Source organism: Tsuneonella suprasediminis (assembly GCF_003605755.1).
GTDB classification, from domain to species: domain Bacteria; phylum Pseudomonadota; class Alphaproteobacteria; order Sphingomonadales; family Sphingomonadaceae; genus Tsuneonella; species Tsuneonella suprasediminis.
In genome coordinates this window covers 162,788-180,196 of record NZ_RAHJ01000021.1, presented here as the reverse complement: position 1 = coordinate 180,196, position 17,409 = coordinate 162,788, and the positions used below count along the sequence as shown (strand labels likewise).

At 61.5% G+C, this 17,409-nt stretch carries 18 protein-coding genes; 6 read left to right on the top strand and 12 right to left on the bottom strand.

All coding sequences use genetic code 11. The features are described 5' to 3' along the window. Nucleotides 1-57: 57 nt before the first annotated feature. Complete coding sequence (locus tag D6858_RS13855) at nt 58-1,992, top strand: potassium transporter Kup (RefSeq protein ID WP_420823839.1); 1,935 nt, start codon at nt 58-60, stop codon at nt 1,990-1,992. Nucleotides 1,993-2,266: 274 nt separating this feature from the next. On the opposite strand, the gene D6858_RS13850 is transcribed toward D6858_RS13855, so the two are convergent. Genes D6858_RS13850 through D6858_RS13830 form a run of 5 tightly spaced genes read right to left on the bottom strand, consistent with a single transcriptional unit; the run spans nt 2,267 to nt 7,534 of the window. Beyond that, nucleotides 2,267-2,917 carry an inner membrane-spanning protein YciB gene (locus D6858_RS13850; RefSeq protein ID WP_120111973.1) on the bottom strand — a complete coding sequence of 217 codons (651 nt, stop codon included), beginning with the start codon at nt 2,915-2,917 and terminating at the stop codon, nt 2,267-2,269. Next, entirely contained in the window at nt 2,917-3,849 is a 933-nt protein-coding gene (ftsY, locus tag D6858_RS13845; protein WP_120111785.1) for a signal recognition particle-docking protein FtsY, read from the bottom strand. The genes D6858_RS13850 and ftsY overlap by 1 nt, the downstream gene beginning before the upstream one ends. Next, the gene (locus tag D6858_RS13840) at nt 3,846-5,024 is read right to left on the bottom strand and encodes a MiaB/RimO family radical SAM methylthiotransferase (RefSeq protein WP_120111781.1); all 1,179 of its coding nucleotides are present in this window, start codon (nt 5,022-5,024) and stop codon (nt 3,846-3,848) included. The genes ftsY and D6858_RS13840 overlap by 4 nt, the downstream gene beginning before the upstream one ends. Further along, nucleotides 5,021-5,833, bottom strand: coding sequence for a diaminopimelate epimerase (gene dapF, locus D6858_RS13835; protein ID WP_120111777.1), 813 nt, complete (start codon nt 5,831-5,833; stop codon nt 5,021-5,023). Before dapF ends, D6858_RS13840 begins: the two co-directional genes overlap by 4 nt. A gap of 48 nt (nt 5,834-5,881) precedes the next feature. Then, complete coding sequence (locus D6858_RS13830; RefSeq protein WP_120111772.1) at nt 5,882-7,534, bottom strand: putative bifunctional diguanylate cyclase/phosphodiesterase; 1,653 nt, start codon at nt 7,532-7,534, stop codon at nt 5,882-5,884. 132 nt (nt 7,535-7,666) lie between these two features. On the opposite strand from D6858_RS13830, the gene D6858_RS13825 reads away from it, so the two are divergent. Next, entirely contained in the window at nt 7,667-8,083 is a 417-nt protein-coding gene (locus D6858_RS13825) for an EVE domain-containing protein (protein WP_120111969.1), read from the top strand. A gap of 87 nt (nt 8,084-8,170) precedes the next feature. Then, nucleotides 8,171-8,341 carry a CsbD family protein gene (locus tag D6858_RS13820; protein ID WP_120111769.1) on the top strand — a complete coding sequence of 57 codons (171 nt, stop codon included), beginning with the start codon at nt 8,171-8,173 and terminating at the stop codon, nt 8,339-8,341. A 65-nt stretch (nt 8,342-8,406) separates the two neighbouring features. Here the strand turns inward: D6858_RS13820 and D6858_RS13815 are convergent, their stop codons facing one another. Beyond that, nucleotides 8,407-10,080 carry a thiamine pyrophosphate-binding protein gene (locus tag D6858_RS13815; protein ID WP_120111765.1) on the bottom strand — a complete coding sequence of 558 codons (1,674 nt, stop codon included), beginning with the start codon at nt 10,078-10,080 and terminating at the stop codon, nt 8,407-8,409. Nucleotides 10,081-10,188: 108 nt separating this feature from the next. Between D6858_RS13815 and D6858_RS13810 the strand changes: the two genes are divergently transcribed. Then, the gene (locus tag D6858_RS13810) at nt 10,189-10,398 is read left to right on the top strand and encodes a hypothetical protein (protein WP_120111762.1); all 210 of its coding nucleotides are present in this window, start codon (nt 10,189-10,191) and stop codon (nt 10,396-10,398) included. An 11-nt stretch (nt 10,399-10,409) separates the two neighbouring features. On the opposite strand, the gene D6858_RS13805 is transcribed toward D6858_RS13810, so the two are convergent. Beyond that, nucleotides 10,410-11,783 (bottom strand): MFS transporter, encoded by a 1,374-nt coding sequence (locus D6858_RS13805; protein WP_120111759.1) that lies wholly within the window; start codon nt 11,781-11,783, stop codon nt 10,410-10,412. Nucleotides 11,784-11,931: 148 nt separating this feature from the next. Here D6858_RS13805 and pgsA point away from each other — a divergent pair, with 148 nt between their 5' ends. Both pgsA and D6858_RS13795 read left to right on the top strand, forming a co-directional pair. Beyond that, entirely contained in the window at nt 11,932-12,540 is a 609-nt protein-coding gene (gene pgsA / locus D6858_RS13800) for a CDP-diacylglycerol--glycerol-3-phosphate 3-phosphatidyltransferase (protein ID WP_120111756.1), read from the top strand. Between the two features lie 223 nt (nt 12,541-12,763). Continuing rightward, a complete protein-coding gene (locus D6858_RS13795) occupies nt 12,764-13,441 on the top strand; it encodes a thermonuclease family protein (protein WP_120111752.1) in 678 nt (225 codons plus the stop codon). Nucleotides 13,442-13,472: 31 nt separating this feature from the next. Here D6858_RS13795 and D6858_RS13790 read toward each other — a convergent pair whose 3' ends face one another. From D6858_RS13790 to cobA, 5 genes are read right to left on the bottom strand one after another with little or no spacing between them, the layout of a single operon-like run. Further along, nucleotides 13,473-14,273: a phosphoadenylyl-sulfate reductase gene (locus D6858_RS13790; protein ID WP_120111748.1), complete on the bottom strand. Its 801-nt coding sequence runs from the start codon at nt 14,271-14,273 to the stop codon at nt 13,473-13,475. After that, nucleotides 14,266-14,691, bottom strand: a complete 426-nt coding sequence (locus D6858_RS13785; protein ID WP_120111745.1) for a DUF934 domain-containing protein — start codon at nt 14,689-14,691, stop codon at nt 14,266-14,268. The genes D6858_RS13790 and D6858_RS13785 overlap by 8 nt, the downstream gene beginning before the upstream one ends. Next, nucleotides 14,684-16,312, bottom strand: coding sequence for a nitrite/sulfite reductase (locus tag D6858_RS13780; protein ID WP_120111742.1), 1,629 nt, complete (start codon nt 16,310-16,312; stop codon nt 14,684-14,686). The genes D6858_RS13785 and D6858_RS13780 overlap by 8 nt, the downstream gene beginning before the upstream one ends. Continuing rightward, entirely contained in the window at nt 16,312-16,611 is a 300-nt protein-coding gene (locus D6858_RS13775; RefSeq protein WP_120111738.1) for a DUF2849 domain-containing protein, read from the bottom strand. The genes D6858_RS13780 and D6858_RS13775 overlap by 1 nt, the downstream gene beginning before the upstream one ends. Continuing rightward, nucleotides 16,608-17,366, bottom strand: a complete 759-nt coding sequence (gene cobA / locus D6858_RS13770; protein WP_120111735.1) for a uroporphyrinogen-III C-methyltransferase — start codon at nt 17,364-17,366, stop codon at nt 16,608-16,610. The genes D6858_RS13775 and cobA overlap by 4 nt, the downstream gene beginning before the upstream one ends. Between the last annotated feature and the right edge of the window lie 43 nt (nt 17,367-17,409).

The following is a 17,409-nucleotide window of genomic DNA, read 5'->3' as shown; positions in this document are numbered from 1 at the left end:
GATAAGCGCCGCTCCTTTCGTCATGTATGCATGGCGCGCGGTTAACGGCGAAGGGGTATTACCCGCATGAGTCAGGCGGTCGCAGACAGCGAAGACGGCAGCGGCCAGAGCGGTGATCGTAAGGTCAGTGCCAAGGTCAAGCTGGCGGTCGGTGCTGTCGGTATCGTGTTCGGCGATATCGGCACCAGCCCGATTTACGCCTTTCGCGAAACATTCGTGGGGCCTCACCCGCTCACACTCGATACGCTGCACCTGCTGGGCGTCGTTAGCCTGATTTTCTGGGCGATGACATTCGTGGTGTCGTTGCAATACGTTACCGTGCTGATGCGCGCTGATAACAATGGGCAGGGCGGCACGCTGGCGCTGGTGGCGCTGATTTCGAACAAGCTGGGCCGGTCGAGTTATGGCTGGGTCGCGGTCATGCTGGGAGTGTTCGCGACTGCGCTGTTTTACGGCGATAGTATGATTACGCCTGCAATTTCGGTGCTGTCGGCGGTGGAAGGCCTGACCACGGTGGAGGCGCGGCTGGGCGAATTCGTCATTCCCATCGCGCTGACTTTGCTGATCGCGCTGTTCCTGCTGCAACGGCGCGGGACGACGACCATTGGCAAGCTGTTTTCGCCGGTGATGCTGACTTATTTCTCCGTGCTGGCGTTTCTTGGGATCATCCATATCGTCGATCATCCGGCCGTGCTCGCCGCGCTGAACCCGTGGTACGCCGTGCAGTTCTTTATGACCGACAAGACGCTGGGTTTCCTCGCGCTCGGTTCTGTGGTGCTGGCGGTGACGGGGGCGGAAGCGCTCTATACCGACATGGGGCACTTCGGACGCGGGCCGCTGCGGATCAGTTGGTTCGGCTTTGTCATGCCGTGCCTCCTGCTCAATTATTTCGGGCAGGCCGCGATGATCCTGAATATGGAAGCGGCTGCTGCGGCGGAAGCGATCAAGAACCCGTTCTTCGTGATGGCGCCCGATATGTATCGCCTGCCGCTCGTGCTGCTGGCGACCTGTGCGACGTTCATCGCCAGTCAGGCGGTGATTTCGGGGGCGTTCTCCGTCACGCAACAGGCGATCCAGCTTGGCTTCGTGCCGCGCCTCTCGATCCTGCACACCAGCGAAACCGAACATGGCCAGATCTACATCCCGTTCGTGAACTGGGTACTGATGGTCGCGGTCATCCTGCTGGTGCTGACGTTCCGCAACTCCTCCAACCTCGCCAGCGCTTATGGCATCGCGGTGACAGGGGCGATGCTGATCGATACCTGTCTGATGGCGGTGCTGTTCATCGCAGTGTGGAAATGGCGGTGGTGGATGGCGATCCCGATTGCCGGGGTGTTCTTCCTGGTGGATGGCGCTTTCTTCGGCGCGAACCTGCCCAAGGTGCCCGATGGCGGCTGGTTCCCCCTGCTGGTCGGCGCGATTGCCTTTACCTTCCTCACCACATGGGCGCGCGGGAGGAAGCTGATGCGCGAACGGATGAGCGAAGTGGCGCTGCCAATCGAAATCTTCGCCAAAAGCGCGCGCAATTCCGCCATCCGGGTTCCGGGCACGGCGATCTTCATGGCATCGAATACCGGCGGCGTGCCCAGCGCGCTGCTGCATAATATCAAACACAACAAAGTGCTGCACGAACGCGTGGTGATCCTGACCGTGCAGATTGCGGGCAAGCCTTTCGTCGATCCATCCAAGCGGATCGAAATCAACGAAGTGGGCGACGGCATCTTCCGCATGGTGATGCATTATGGCTTTATGGAAGAAACCGATGTGCCCGCCGCGCTGAAAGGGTGCGAGGCGTGCGGTGGCATGTTCGATATGATGCAGACCAGCTTCTTCCTCAGCCGACAGACGCTGCTGCCGTCGAAGAATCCGGGTATGTCCATCTGGCGGGAAAAGATTTTCGCATGGATGCTGCGTAATGCGGCGACGGCGATGGAATTCTTCCGCCTGCCGACCAATCGCGTGGTCGAACTGGGCAGTCAGGTCGAAATCTAGCTTTCCCGGTTGGCTTTCTCGCGCGGTGGAGAAGCGCGGGTTGTGCTTCCCAGCGGCAGAGGGGGCGGGGTTGCAGGCTGGTTTATAAACCGGGCAACGAAGCTGATACTCTCGTTTTCGTCACCCCGGCCTTGAGCCGGGGGCCCGCTTCTGCTCGCACCGCGCTGGACGAAAAGCTGGGCCCCGGATCAGGTCAGGGGCGACAGGTGAGGAGAATTGTGGTTCCAGTGTCAGTGGAGGGCAGGGCGCATCCAGTTGCGCCCCACATGGGGCATCAACCCACAGGCGGCGGGTTTTCTTCCTCTTCCATCACTCCTTCAGCGCCCAGACCATGCTTCAGCAGCATTGGGATCTGGCTGAACGTGAACAGGAACGTCAGCGGCATGAAGACCCACAGCTTGGCCCACAGCCAGTCGCCAAAGCTGAGGAAATGGACCAGCCCCTGATTGAGCGCGGCGAGGAACAGGAAGAACACCCCCCAGTTCCGGCTCAGCTTGAGCCAGCCCGCTTCGTCCAGCCCTTCGAATGCGGCTTCCAGCAGCCATTGCAGCAAGGCTTTGCCGCGCATCCATCCCGCGATGAGGACAAGGCCGAAAAATACGTAAAGTACCGTCGGTTTGATCTGCACATAGACCGGATCGCGCAACAGGATCGTCAGGCTGCCGAAACCGACGATCAGGACCGTCGACAGCATCAGCATTCGCGAAATCCGGCCAGTGAGCCATTTGGACAGCACCAGCGCCACGACCGCTGCAACGATGAAGGCAGCGGTGCTGTGGACCACAGCCAGCAACACGCCGACCATGTCTTCCTTATCTTCCGGAGCAAAATACCAATAGACCGAGAGGAACACCAGCAGCGGCCCGTAATCGACCGCGACGTTCAGCCAGCCCGAGGGCTTCTTTTCAGGTGGTTGGCCGGTCATCATGCCACTCCAGCAATGACCCGCGCGACCAGATCGGGATCGAACGGACGCAGGTCTTCCAGTTTTTCGCCAACGCCAATGGCGTGGATCGGCAGGCCGAACTGTTCGGCTGCAGCCACCAGCACACCGCCGCGCGCAGTGCCGTCGAGTTTAGTCATAATAAGTCCGGTTACACCGGCCACTTCCATGAATGTTTCAATCTGGTTCAATGCGTTTTGGCCGTTGGTGGCGTCGAGCACGAGGACAACGTCATGCGGCGCCTCTGCGTTCAGGCGGCCCAGCACGCGGCGAATTTTGGCCAGTTCGTCCATCAGTTCGCGCTTGTTCTGCAACCGGCCCGCGGTGTCGACGATCAGCGCGTCGATCCCCTGTTCGGTTGCGGCCTTCACACCGTCGAACACGATTGAAGCCGGATCGCCGCCTTCGGGCCCGCGAACGATTGGCGCACCGATGCGTTCGGCCCACGTGGCCAGCTGGCCAATGGCGGCCGCGCGGAACGTGTCGCCTGCCGCCAGCATCACGCCGTAATCGTCTTCCTGTAGCCAGTGCGCCAGCTTGGCGATCGTGGTGGTTTTGCCGCTGCCGTTGACGCCGATCACCAGAATGACTTGCGGGCGGGGGAAAGCGACGATCTCCAACGGTTTCGCCACCGGGCGCAGGATCGCGGCGATTTCTTCGGCCACCGCTTCGCGCAATTCCTGTTCGCTGATCGCCAGTCCGAAACGCTTTTCCGCCAGCCGATCGCGGATACGGCGCGCAGCGGCGGGGCCGAGATCGGATACGATCAGCGCATCTTCGACATCGTCCAGCGTCGCATCGTCGAGTTTGGCCGTGCCGACCACGCCGGTCAGGTTATTCGACAGCCGTTCGGATGTTTTGCGAAAACCGCCAAACACGCGCTCTGTCCACGAAGGGGAGCTGGGTTCGTTCATGCCAGAAGGCCTTCCTCAACCCGGGTGGGGGTGACGGTTGCGATTGTATCGGGTGCAGTGCCGTGTGGCACACGCACCCGGGCGAAGTCCGGCGCATGGCCGCATCCATCGCGTTCGGCAAGAACTTCTATGGATTTGCCGATCTTTGATGCAAGCCATTTACTGCGGATCAGACCAACTGTTTCGCGCAGTTTGGCCGCGCGTTCTTTTACCACCGCCCGTTCGACTTGCGGCATCCGCGCCGCAGGGGTGCCGGGGCGGGGGGAATAAGGAAAAATATGGCCGTGCACGATATTCAGTTCGCGCACGATGGATAGGTTGGCTGCATGATGAGCCGCCGTTTCGGTGGGGAAGCCAGCGATCAGATCCGCGCCGATGGCGATGTCCGGTCGCTGCGCCTTCAACCGTTCCACCAGAGCCACCGCATCGCGGCGCAAATGGCGGCGCTTCATCCGTTTCAGGATCAGATCGTCGCCGTGCTGCAACGACAGGTGCAGATGCGGCATCACGCGCGCCTCTTGCGCCAGCAGCTCTTCCAGCAGCGGATCGATCTCCACCCCATCGACCGAAGACAGGCGCAGGCGCAGGATTTGCGGAAAGGCATCGAGGATCGCCTGCACCAAAGTGCCAAGGCGGGGGGCATCGGGCAGATCGTGTCCCCAACTCGTCAGGTCCACCCCGGTCAGCACGACTTCGCGCGCGCCCGATGTCAGATCGTGTTCGATCAGGCGCAGGACTTGTGGAACGGCAAGAGACTGGCTTGGCCCGCGTCCCTGCGGGATGACGCAGAATGTGCAGGCATGATCGCAGCCGTTCTGCACTGCGATAAACGCGCGGCTGTGCTGGCGCGGGGTCGGTGCAGTGTCGGCGGGGGCATTCCATGCCCGCGCGTCGAGCTTGGCGGCATTGGCGATCAGGCCGTCCACCTCTGGCATGGCGGCAATCTGATCGCGCTCCACCTCTGCCGCGCAACCGGTCACGATCAGGCGGGCATCGGGCCGTTCGCGGCGCGCACGGCGGATCGCCTGACGTGTTTGCCGCACCGCTTCGCTGGTGACGGCGCAGGAATTGACGACCACTGTTTCACGCGGTTCGTTCGCCAGCAAGGCGCGGATGCGCTCGCTTTCCGAAAGATTCAGGCGGCAGCCAAGCGAGACGACTTCGACTGCGCTCATGCGTAGTCGGTCCATTCGAAACTGCCGATAAAGCTGGTGGTGGCAGGGCCGGTCATCAGAATGCGGCCTGCTTCGGTCCATTCGATGTCGAGTGGGCCGCCCGGCAAGGTAACTGTGACCTGCCGCCCGCTGACCAGCCCCCGGCGGATCGCCGCCACGGCGGTGGCACAGGCACCGGTGCCGCACGCGCGGGTCAGCCCGCTGCCGCGTTCCCACACCCGAAGATCGATCGACGCGGGGCCGGTGACTTGCGCGACGTTGACGTTGATCCGTTCGGGAAACAGCGCATCGCATTCGATTTCCGGTCCCAAACGCTCCAATGGGATCGCCGTGCCGTCTTCGACGAAGAAGATCACATGCGGATTGCCGACGTTCACGGCGCAGGGATTTTCGAGATTTTCCCACGCCACGGGCATAGTGAGTGTATCCATCGCATAGGCCAGCGGAATGGCATCCCACTCGAAACGGGGTGTGCCCATATCGATCCGGGCACCGTCACCCATTGGTTCCACCGCGATGATGCCGCCACCGGTTTCGACGCTGGCTTTGGAGCCATGCAGCAAGGCGACCGCTCGGCTGGCATTGCCGCAGGCTTCCACTTCGCCGCCGTCGGCATTGAAAATCCGCATTTGGAAATCGGCCACGTCGGATGGTTGAAGTACGATCAGCTGATCGCAACCGATGCCGGTACGCCGGTCGGAAATGGCCGCTGCGGTGGCCGGGCCGAGGGGTGGCAGGGCATCGATGCGCGCGTCGAGCACGACGAAGTCATTGCCCAGACCGTGCATCTTGGTGAAAGGAATACGCATGGTTGAGCGCGTTTATGCGCCCCTGCGCCGCCCGTCCAGTGGCACGGGTCACACGGCCCGACGATGTTCGCCTGTGCTGCTGTCGCTCTCGGCATCGTCGGGACGGTTCCTGGGCATCAGAAGGTTCTCGCGTTCAAGACGCTGATGTACGCTCGACGCGTCTTCAGGCTTCCCATACAGATAGCCCTGACCTTTGAGCCGCCCCATCGCTTTCAGGGTATTGAGAATGTTGGTATCCTCGATCCCTTCGGCAGTGATCGGCATTTCCAGCCCGTCACCCAGCGAAATGATCGCGCGAATGATCTTGGCGCTGGCATTCGCATCCTTCAGTTCGGTTACGAAGCTGCGATCGATCTTGATCCGGTCAAACGGCAGAGAGCGAAGCTGGGCCAAACTTGAATAGCCCGTGCCGAAATCGTCCAGACTGATGGTGACGCCCTGATTTTTCAGGCTGGTAATCATCGAGCGCACCACCCCGACATTTTCGTGCAGGCAGCTTTCGGTGATTTCGATATCGAGCCGCTGAGGCGGGAAGTTATGCTTAACCAACAACTTGAGAATGCGTTGGGAAAACCACGGATCGCGTAACTGCACCGGGGAGATGTTGACCGAAAGGGTCAGGCTGGGATCCCACGTTTTGGCATCCTGCAACGCCTGCTCGATGAGCGATTCACTCAGCGGGGAAATCAGGCCGATTTCCTCTGCAATCGGGATGAAGACGTCAGGCCGCACAAGCCCGAATGTCGGGGAATTCCAGCGCGCGAGCATTTCGAACCCGGCCAGCTTCCCGGTTTCCAGATCAATCTGCTGTTCGTAATACGGCACGAATTCGCCCGCGGTTATACCGTGGCGAATGCCGCCCTCCATCTCGCCACGAAACCGCAGTTCGGTTTCCATTACGGGCTCGAACCAGAAGTACCGGTTTTTGCCGTGTTTTTTGGCATGAAACATCGCAATATCGGCGTAGTGCAGCAGATCTGTCGCAGTGGCGGCAGTCTTGTGATGGGCCTGCGGGCCACTCGTGGCTGACAAACCGACCGAAACGGTGATCTCTAACGAGGCGCCTTCGTAATCGATTGGTTGCGCTGTGCGTTCGATCAGCAATGTCGCCATCTGATCGATCTGGTCGGGACTATTGGGATCGAACGGGACGACACATGCAAATTCATCCCCGCCGAGGCGGGCCACAAGGCCGTTGGGAGGAAGCAATGCCTCGATGCGCTTCGCTGTCGTCTGGAGCAGGAGATCGCCTGCCTTGTGCCCGTTGTAATCGTTGATCGATTTGAAGTTATCGAGATCGAGGACGATGAATGCCAGCGCCCGCCCTTCCGCAGCGGTGCTGGCCATCAATTCACTGGTTGCTTTGGCGATGGAGCGCCGGTTGAGTGTGCCTGTCAGCGGATCGATTTCTGCCAGGTGCAGGGCAAGCGTCTCAGCCTTACGGCGCTCTGAAATCTCGGCAGTCAGTTCCGAATATCGCCGCCATCCGAAAATGACCAAAGCGATATTGAGCAGGAGCGTCGACACCAGCATCGGATCGGGCGCTGTGCCCGCACCGTTCCATGAACGCATGACCTGTGGCAGGACCATGCCTCCTGTGGCGACAAACAAAATGATTGCCGATACCGCGATGCCCAGCGCGACCGGATCGCGTTCGGCGCTGGCCACTGTATTGGCCGGTTGATTGACGACCTGAGACATTTACTCCTTCCGGGGTGCAAAGTGCGACCCTCGCGTTGAGGTAGACCACCTATCGCTTATGTGTTTGAAAATAGTGTTAAGCGCCCGGAAAGCAGTTTCCTGCAGTCCGACGGTACGAATGATGGAAAGGAAATGAGCGTGGCCCGATACTGGCTGATGAAGTCCGAACCCGATGCCTACAGTTGGGACGATCTCGTTGCTGAGGGCGAAGGCACCTGGGACGGCGTTCGCAACCATCGTGCGAAAAACAACCTCGCCGCAATGGAAGTGGGCGACCGGGCATTTTTCTATCATTCGAACATCGGCAAAGAGATCGTCGGGATCGTCGAAATTTCCGTGGCCGGGATCACCGATCCGACCGATCCGGAGGGCAAATGGGCGGCTGTGAAAGTGAAGCCGGTGGAGAAACTGCCCAAGCCCGTGACGCTTAAACAGATCAAATCCGAACCAACGCTTGGCGAGACCGAACTGGTCCGTCTTTCGCGCCTGTCCGTGGCTGAGGTGCGGCCAGATGAGTGGGAGAAAATTCTTTCTATGGCAAGCGCTTAAAGCGGGAACTTGCCAATCGGTTTGCCCGTTGGTGAGGTGAAACGACGGCAATTGTGCTGTCGCCAGAACCAACGATGGAGGCACGCCATGGGCGAACTCAAGGACAAGGCAAAAGGCATTGCCAACGAAGCGATCGGTAACGTCAAACAGCAGAGCGGCAATCCCGACACCCGCGCCGAAGGTCGCGCTCAGGAACTGAAGGGCGAAGCCCAGCAGGTGAAGGGCGAAGTGAAGGGTGCGCTCGGCGACAAGGTCTGATTGCGCCTACAGATTTGGAAAGGGCCGCTCTGCAACAGGGCGGCCCTTTTTCTATGTCGCTGACCCTATGCCCTGGCCTTGGCGCGAAGCCCTGAAACGGTCGCACCGCTGGCAGCCAACTGCTCCACCTCGATAAGGCAATGCAGCAAGCGCACACCTTTGCGACCCGTTGCATCGATGAGAGCCGATCTGAATTCCTCTGTGGTTTCGACCCGCGCTGACCAGCAGCCAAAGGCATTTGCCAGAGCGGCAAAGTCGGGATTGACCAGTTTCGTGCCGGAAACGCGACCGGGGAACTCCCGCTCCTGATGCATACGGATCGTGCCGTATGCGCCGTTATCGACGAGGATCACCAGCATATCGCAGCCGTGCTGGACCGCGGTCGCCAGCTCCTGCCCGTTCATCAGGAAGTCGCCGTCGCCAGCCAGCGCAACCACAGTGCGTTCGGGGAAGCGGCGCGCGGCGGCAACGGCGGCTGGCACGCCATAGCCCATCGCCCCGGCAGTGGGGGCCAGTTGCGTGGGGAAGCCATCGTATCGCCAATACCGATGCCACCACCCGGAAAAGTTGCCCGCGCCGTTGCAGATCACCGTATCGCCGGGCAGCGTATCGCGCATGAACCCCACGCAAGTGGCGAGATCGAGTGCATATTCGCCCGGCCTGGGCGTCGACCATTCGACCCATTCGGCGTGGGCATCGGCCCCGGCATCGAACGGGATGGTATCGCCATCGTCCCACAGCGCCGCGCTTTCCGCGAATTCGGCCATATCGGCGCAGATCGCCAGATCGGTGCGATAGACGCGGCCCAGTTCGTTGGGGTCGGGGTGGATGTGAACGAGCAACTGGCCGGGATGTTCTGGTGTGGGTAGGGTATAGCCATCGGTGGTCGCTTCACCCAAACGTGCGCCGACCGCGACGATCAGGTCCGCATTTTTTACCCGTTCGACGAGTTTGGGATTGGGGCCATAGCCAAGATTGCCCGCGTACACCGGGCTGGAAGGCGGAATGGCATCCTGCCGCCGGAATGCTGTAGCCACCGGCAAACCGATCCGTTCGGCCCATTGCGCGAAGTATTCGCGCGCCTTGGCATTCCAGCTTGCACCGCCAACGATTGCCACCGGCGATGCGGCATCGGCAATCAGAGCGTTGAGCGCCTGTAGCGAATCCGGGCAGGGCGGCTGAGCCGGACGCGTGACAGAAGGGCGGGGCGCGGCGGTCGTCTCGTCCCACAACATGTCTTCGGGCAAGGCGAGGACAATCGGGCCGGGGCGGCCCGACATCGCGACTGACCATGCGCGAGCGATATATTCGGGGATGCGCGATGCATCGTCGATCCGCGCGGCCCATTTGCAGATGGGGCCGAAGAATGCCTGAAAATCGACCTCCTGAAATCCCTCCCGGTCGCGCATTCCACGATCGACGTCGCCCACGAACAGGATCATCGGCTGCGAATCCTGATGCGCCACGTGCACCCCGATGCTGGCATTGGTCGCCCCCGGCCCGCGGGTGACGAAGGCCACACCGGGCCGCCCCGTCATCGTGCCATCGGCACAGGCCATGAATGCAACGCCGCCTTCCTGACGGCAGGTGACGAGATCGATCTCTTCGCAATCATGCAGAGCATCGAGCACTTGCAGGAAGCTTTCCCCCGGAACGGTGAAAGCGCGGTCGCACCCCTGCACACGCAGGCAATCGACGAGCAGGCGGGCGGCGGTGGTGGAGGTTTGGCTGGTGGTCATGATCGGGGTTTAGCGAGGGGTGCGGGGTCGGGCAATCGGGCTAATGTCCCAACTCGCGACACCGTTGAATTTACGGGAGCAATATGGTTACTATTTAGTTAAGACAGCATGATGAAGCGGCGCTCTCTTGTCCTGACCAGCGATTTCGCGCGGCACCCGTTCCGGGCCAGCCTGCCACCGCATGTCTTCAGGCAAACCGAATCGGACCCGGTGCGATTGAACCGGACTGAGAGCTGGGCGCTGACACGCGGAGATGTCAGCACGTTCGGAGCCACCTATCTTGCCTGTTTTGCGATGGTGCTCGTCTTCTTCATGTAGGCGGGTCGCCTTCAGGCCTTTACATCGAGCGGAGGCTGTTCCGCCTTGTACAGTTTCCAGCCCAGCCATGCGGAATAGATGCACATCGCCGCGGCCAGCAGCAGATGGTGCAGGATGTCCAGCCCCGCCGCGCTCAGCCCGGTGGCAAGCAGCGATCCAATCACCATTGCCCCTGAATTGACTATGTTGTTCGCCGCGATGGTGCGGGCGGTCTGCGTCTTGGGTACGAAAGTGGTGAGAAACGCATAGAGCGGAACCACGAACATCCCCCCAGCAATGGCAATACCCAACAGGCATAGCAGCAGCGGCACAGCCATCGCATGTGTGACGAACGTGGGCACATCCATCAGCGTGCCCGCAGGTTCGGGTGTCCATGCCTCGCACACGAAGAAGAACGCCAGCACGAACAGGCCCATGACTATCACCGATGCCGGGGAATAGCGCGCCGATACTTTGCCCTTGAGCAGCGCGTTGACCGATACCGAGCCGATGGCCACCCCGACAGAGAAGATCACCAGGAACAGGCTGGCCACTTCCTTGCTGGCGGTCAGCACATTCTTGGCCAATGGCGGGAAAACGATGAACAGCACTGCGCCGATGGTCCAGAAGAAGCTGATCGCCATGATCGCGAGAAACACACGCCGGTCTTGCATGGTCTGGCGCACCAGCGATACCGAACTGCGGATCAGGTGGAAATCGAGCGGTTCGACAGCTCCCTGCGCGGGTGCCGACGGGACTTTGCGCGATACCATATAGCCGACGATAGCTGTCAGCACGACGCCCGCTGCGGCCGCTTCCACCGGTATCCAGCCCGCCAGAATGGTGCCGAACAGGATCGCGATATAGGTGCCGGCCTCGACCAGCCCGGTGCCCGCCAGCACTTCGTTGTCTTTCAGATGCTGCGGCAGGATCGCGTATTTGATCGGGCCGAAGAAGGTTGAATGGACCCCCATCGCGAACAGCGCCGCTAACATCAGCGGGATAGAGAGCGATGCGATCAGCGAAGGAGGCGTGACGAAGCACTGCGCGCTGGCCGCTGCGGCGGTTTTGGCGCATTCCACATCTTGCCACGCGATAACGAGGCCCATCCCGCCCACCAGCATGATGGCAATCTCCGCAGCCTTCACCACGCGGATGATCCGCGCCTTGTCGCGCATATCGGCAAGTTGCCCCGCCAGTGCGGAAAACAGGAAGAACGGCAGGATGAACAGCGCCGATGCCACTGCGGAAAACATCCCTTCCGCTTCGGGGGAGGAATACAGCGAATAGACGACGAACAGGACCATCGCGGTCTTGAACAGGTTGTCGTTGAAAGCATTGAGCAGCTGGGTCACGAACAACGGCAGGAAGCGCCGCGTACGCACGAGATGTGTCGAAACTGTCATCGATCCTGCCGGTTGCTGCCGTGGTCGTTTGCGGCTCTAGCCGATGATGCGAACCGGACAAGGGCAAAGGTGAGGGCGAAGGTGGGTTTTTCCCAACCTGACATTCAGCTAGGGCAGGGGAACTGGTAAGGGGGAACCGATCGCGCCGATGCTTACGCTGCCCAACATCCTCACGCTGTCGCGCATTCTTGCGGTGCCGTTGCTGGCGTTCCTGCTGTGGTGGCCGGACTGGCACTTTGGCTATGCCTTGGGCTTTGTGGTGTACTGCATCATCGCCTTTACCGATTATCTCGATGGCTATCTGGCGCGGGCGCAGGGCACTGTCAGCAAGCTGGGCATCTTCCTCGATCCGATTGCGGACAAGATCATGGTGGCCGCGGTCATTCTGGTGCTGGCGGCGCAGGGATACATGCGCGGGCCGTATGTCGGGGATCTGCATGTGATCGCCGGGCTGATTATCCTGATCCGCGAAATCGCCGTGTCGGGCCTGCGTGAATTCCTTGGTGGGATTCAGGTGTCGGTCCCGGTGTCGAAACTGGCCAAGTGGAAGACGACGTTTCAGCTCATCAGTCTGGGCGCGCTGATACTGGGCGGCGCGGTCAACGGGCCGCCGTGCCATTCGGTGTATGATGTGTGCGGCACGCTGACGAACAACTGGATCCATCTGACCGGCCTGACCTGCCTGTGGGCGGCGGCGGTGCTGACATTGATTACCGGGTGGGATTACCTGCGTGTCGGCCTCAAGCACATGGACTGAATCCTGCCTGTCAGGGCAGAGACATGGACCGCATGTTACACTGTCCAGAGCGAGAAAAACCTGCCTTCCCCGGACGGAATTTTCATAAGATATGCCAAGGGGTTGGGGCCGGTTCATGCGATGATTTGTGGCATAACCGGTGGCCTGTAGGAAAGCGGGGTCCGCCATCACCCGACTGGCGCTTGAAAACCGATAATTAAGACCCCCGCGATAACTCGGCCTGATGAGTTATTCGCGTGCTTCGCTGCTATTCATTTGCCTGTCGCTGGGCTGGCCTTCGCTGGCGCAGGCGGCTGTTATCCGTGGCCCGGCGACGGCGGTCGACGGGGATACTCTGGCGATGACCGGCGCTCGTGTGCGCCTGTTCGGCATCGATGCGCCGGAAAAATCGCAGACCTGCACACGGGCGGGCGAGGCATGGGCTTGCGGTCAGGAAGCGACCGCGGTTCTGGCGCGACTGATCGACGGCAAGGAGGTATCGTGCCGACAAGTCACGATCGACCGATATGGCCGGATGGTGGCGAAATGCACTGTCGGCAATCGCGATCTGGCGGAAATGATAGTCCGGGCCGGAATGGCGATTGCCCTGCCGCAGTTCAGCGATGCTTACACCGCACCTGAAACAGTGGCGAAGGCGATGAAGGCAGGCATCTGGAGCTCTGAATTCCAGACCCCGGCGGATTATCGCGCCGCGCACCCGAGGGAGTTTGCCCCGCCCAAACCGCGCGCGCCTGTCGCGGCAGAACGTCCGGCACGATCACAGGTCTATTATCGCAATTGCCGCGAGGCGTGGGTCGCCGGGGCCGCGCCGATTTATCGCGGGCAACCGGGGTATCGCCCGGAAATGGATGGCGATAACGATGGCATCGCCTGCGAACCCTATCGCGGGCGGCGGCGCTGATCGGATCGATCACGCCGGAACAGCGGGAAGATCAGAAAGCGGGCTCGTAACCCGGCGGCAGATCGCCATCGGTGCCGGGCTGTGCGGGTGAATGAATGCCGCATTCGGTCTTGTCCCACCCTTTCCAGCGGCCCGAACGCGGGTCTTCGCCCGGTGCGACTTTGCTGGTGCAGGGGGAGCAACCGATGGAGGGGTATCCCTGTGCCACCAGCGGGTGCGGCGGCAGATCGTGTTCCGCTATATAGGCGGCCAGCGCATCGGCCCGCCAGTCGATCAGCGGGTTGATCTTCAGCCGCCCCAGCGCATCGGCGGTATCGATTTCGAACCGCGGCAGCATAGCGCGGGTGCTCGACTGAAAGGCCTTGCGCCCGGTCAGCGAGGCATCGAACCGCGCCAGCGCTTTTTCCAGCGGGCGGACTTTGCGGATTTCGCAGCAACCATCGGGGTCGTAAGACCAGCGCAGCCCGGATTCGTCCCGTGCTGCCAGATCGGCCGGATCGGGTTCCAGAATAACCAGATTGGTCAGTCCAAGGCGTGCCACCAGTTCATCGCGATAGGCAATCGTTTCGGGGAAATGTTTGCCCGTGTCGAGGAACAGCACAGGCGTGTTGGGCGCGACTTGCGCCACCTGATGCAACAACACCGCGCTTTCCGCGCCGAAGCTGGAAACCGCTGCAACCCGCCCGGCAATGCCTTCGTTGAGCACGGCATCGAGCAGCGCGCGGGTATCCGCGCCGCGAAACCGGCGATTGAGCGTGATCGCATCTTCATCGGTATAGCGCGCACCTGTGTCGATCCGGTCGCGCAGGCGGATGGGATCGGCTTCAGCCATGACGCAGTTTCCAGATCGGCGCGCGCCCGTCGGCGGCGGTCTGATAGACTTGCGGCCAGGTTGCCAGCGCGGCTTTCGCTTCTTCTTCGTCGAACGGTTTGTCGGGCTCGAACGCATCGAAGCCGCAGCGGCGCATGGCTGAAAGCTGATCGACCAGCACATCGCCCACCGCGCGCATTTCGCCGGTATAACCCGCCTCGCGCAGGATGCGTGCCGCGGAATAGCCGCGCCCGTCGGTGAAGGCGGGGAAATTGATCTCGACCAGTCGCAACCCGTCCAGATGCGGGATCAGCGCACGGGCATCGTCGCCCGGTTCGATCCGTACAGCGGCGGCATTGCTTTGTTCGAGATAGGCATCGACCGTCACCGCCGGGTGATCGACCGGCTCGTCATCGCGAAAACGCAGCAGATCAGCCATAAAGCGCCTCTTTGAAAGGATTGATGCCAATGCGGCGATAGGTGTCGAGGAAGCGTTCGCCGTCGGTGCGTTGCGCCAGATATACTTCGGTGGCCTTTTCCACGGCATCGACAATCCCCGCTTCGTCGAAGCCGGGGCCGGTAATTTTGCCGAGCGACGTATCGTCGGCCTCGCTTCCGCCGAGCAGGAGCTGGTAGTTTTCAACCCCCTTCTTATCGACGCCCAGCACACCGATGTGGCCGGCATGGTGATGGCCGCAGGCGTTGATGCAGCCGCTGATCTTCACTTTCAGTTCGCCCAGTTCCGCCGATCTGGGCGACAGGCGTTCCGAAATCTTCTGCGCGACCGGGATCGAGCGGGCATTGGCAAGGCTGCAATAATCGAGGCCGGGGCAGGCGATGATATCGCCCACGCGGTCGAGGTTGGCAGCGCCAAGCCCGGCCGCCTCCAGCGCGGTCCACAGCGCGTGGAGATCGGCCTTCTTCACATGGGGCAACACGATGTTCTGCGTGTGGGTCACCCGGCATTCGTCGAAGCTGTACTGCTTCGTCAGGTCAGCGATCAGGTGCATCTGTTCGGCACTGGCATCGCCGGGGATGCCGCCCACCGGCTTCAGGCTGATGACCGCGGAGACATAGCCGGGTGCCTTATGCGGCACGGTGTTGGTATCGACCCACAGCGCGAAATCGGGGTCCGACCGGTCGATTTCCTCGCTCAACCCGGTTTCGAACGCGGGCGGGGCGAAATATGTGGAGATACGCTCCAGCTCGGCCAGCGGGGGTTCGATATCCTGTGTTTGCAGGTGGGCGAATTCTTCTTCCACTTGCCGGGTATATTCCGCTGCACCCAGTTCGTGGACGAGGATCTTGATCCGCGCCTTGTACTTGTTGTCGCGGCGGCCATAGCGGTTGTAAACCCGCAGGCACGCCTCGCAATATGTCACCAGCTGATCGAGCGGGACGAACGGGTTGATGCACGGCGCGATCATCGGGGTGCGGCCCATGCCGCCACCGACATAGAATGCCGCGCCGATCTCTCCGCTGTCGTTCTTCACGATGCGGATACCGATATCGTGCAGCTTCATCGCCGCCCGGTCGGCCTCGCTGGCGATCACGCAGATCTTGAACTTGCGCGGCAGAGCGAGGAATTCCGGGTGGAAGCTCGACCATTGGCGCAGCAGTTCGGCATAAGGGCGCGGATCGATCAGCTCGTCCGCCGTGGCGCCCGCGTAATGATCCGAACTGATATTGCGGATGCAGTTGCCGCTGGTCTGGATCGCATGCATTTCCACTTTCGCCAGATCAGCGAGAATGTCGGGCGTGTCTTCCAGCTTGATCCAGTTATATTGAATGTTCTGCCGGGTGGTGAAGTGCCCGTATCCGCGGTCATACTTGTCCGCGATATCGGCCAGCGCATGCATCTGCGCGGAACTGAGCGTGCTATACGGCACCGCCACCCGCAGCATATAGGCGTGGAGCTGGAGATAGAGCCCGTTCTGCAGCCGCAGCGGCTTGAACTGGTCTTCGGTAATGCGGCCTTCGATGCGGCGGCGCACCTGATCGCGGAATTCCGCGACGCGGGCATCCACCATCGCCTGATCGTATTGGTCGTATTTGTACATCAGATCACCCAGTTGCCCGCAGTGGGGTCGGCCGGCTTGAGAGTAAGGTCGGGGCGCACGGTGGGGCCGAGCGCGCGGATGCGGTCCTTGATGTGGGCGGGGCGGACTTTGCCATCGGCATCGGCCACCGCTTCGATCACATAAGGGGAGTTGACGTTGCGCGCGGCTTCTTCGCGTGCGGCGATGGTTTCGGCCTGATCGCCCGCGTCGACGGCATCATCGACATGGATCGACCAGTCGCTGCCGGTCCACCAGGTGACTGCGCCGGTTTTCAGGTCGTTTCCGGTAACGATTTTCATTGCTGCGCCTCCAGCGCGATAGTGGCGAGCGCGCTATCTTCGCGCGCGGTGACTTCCCCGATCACGATCAGCGCCGGGCTTTGCACCCGTTCGCGTTCGACCAGATCGGGCAGAGCGGCCAGCGGCCCGCGCAGCACGCGCATCTGCGGGCGGCAGGCGTTTTCGATAATGGCCAGCGGCATATCGGGGGCGAGACCATCGCCCATCAGCTTTTCCGCGATGGCAGGCGCGGTTTTCACGCCCATGTAGATCACCAGCGTGCGTCCTTTGCCCGCCAGCCCGGCCCAGTCCTGATCGGACAGTCCTTTGCACTGGCCGGCGACGAAGCTGACCACGCTGGCGGCGTCGCGGTGGGTCAGCGCGATCTGCGTTGCCGCTGCGGCACCATTGGCGGCGCTGATGCCGGGCACGACAGACACCGGAACCCCGGCGGCGCGGCAAGCCTCCGCCTCCTCACCACCGCGCCCGAATACGAACGGATCGCCGCCCTTCAGCCGCACGACATCGCGGCCTGCCAGCGCCTCGCGCACCAGCAGGGCGCAGATATCTTCCTGTGGTAGCGTATGATGCGCCCGCCGTTTGGCGACCGATATCCGCTTCGCAGACAGGGGGGCGAGGGCGAGCACGGCGGGTTCGATCAGCCCGTCGTGCACCAGAATTTCCGCCCGTTCGATCAGCCGCGCAGCGCGCACGGTCAACAGGTCGGGATCACCCGGTCCCGCGCCGACGAGATAGACTGTGCCGATTTTTTCCATGCGATGCCAAATGGCTGCGTCGCTTCATACGCGCCACCGAGAA